The sequence below is a fragment of the candidate division WOR-3 bacterium genome, from assembly GCA_026418155.1.
Lineage (GTDB): Bacteria > Hydrothermota > Tepidihabitantia > Tepidihabitantales > CAIPLT01 > JAOABV01.
Genome location: JAOABV010000098.1, coordinates 1 through 790 on the forward strand (window position 1 = coordinate 1; position 790 = coordinate 790).

Annotated in this window: 1 protein-coding gene; it reads right to left on the bottom strand. The window is 26.8% G+C overall.

The genetic code is table 11. From position 1 onward, the window contains the following. Positions 1–790: DNA gyrase subunit B (locus N2201_07470; protein ID MCX7786037.1), on the bottom strand; the 790-nt coding region annotated here is incomplete at both ends.

Consider the following 790-nt stretch of genomic DNA (forward strand, 5'->3'; position numbering starts at 1 on the left):
GCTCAACATTATCTCCCATCAATGTTGTAAATATAGCTTCTGCTTCAGCAGAATCTTCCAATGTTACCTTTAGAAGTTTTCTTCTTTGAGGGTCCATGGTCGTTTCCCAAAGTTGTTGAGGATTCATCTCACCAAGACCTTTATATCTTTGTATGTTTGCGCCTTGTGTTCCTTCTTTAGTTATTATTTCTCCAAGTTCTTTTAAACTTGAAACAAAATATTTATTTTTTTCAGTTTTAATTTCAAAAATAAAATTCTTAAATACTTTATCTTTTTCTTCTTCCAAACTGATAAAAATATAATCATCAAGCGTATAACCAAAATCCTTTAATTTATTGTTTATTTGAAAAAGCTTAGAAAATTCAGAAAGAGTTTGAAAAGAAGGACCAAGTTCTTCTTCCCTCTCAAGGGCTTCTTCTTTAAGTTCTTTTTTTAATTCTTCTTTTCTTTTTTCTATAAATTCATTTTCATAATCAAGCCATTCTTTTTCAGAATAAAAATATCTATAATTTCCAGGCGATATCTCAACTCTATAAACTGGAATTTTACCACTTTTTTCAAAATTAAGATAATCATTTAATGTTAAAGATTTTACTTCAAGTTTCTTTAAAATACTATCAATCTGAAAAATTAAGTTAATAATTTCTCTTAGTTTTTTCTTGTCAATTTCATGTCCTTTTTTATCTTTAACAAATACATTATCCACTGCTTGACTTAATATCCATTGATTAAGCTCATCATCGTTTTGAAAATAACTTTCAAATTTCCCTTTTTTTACTTTATATAAAGG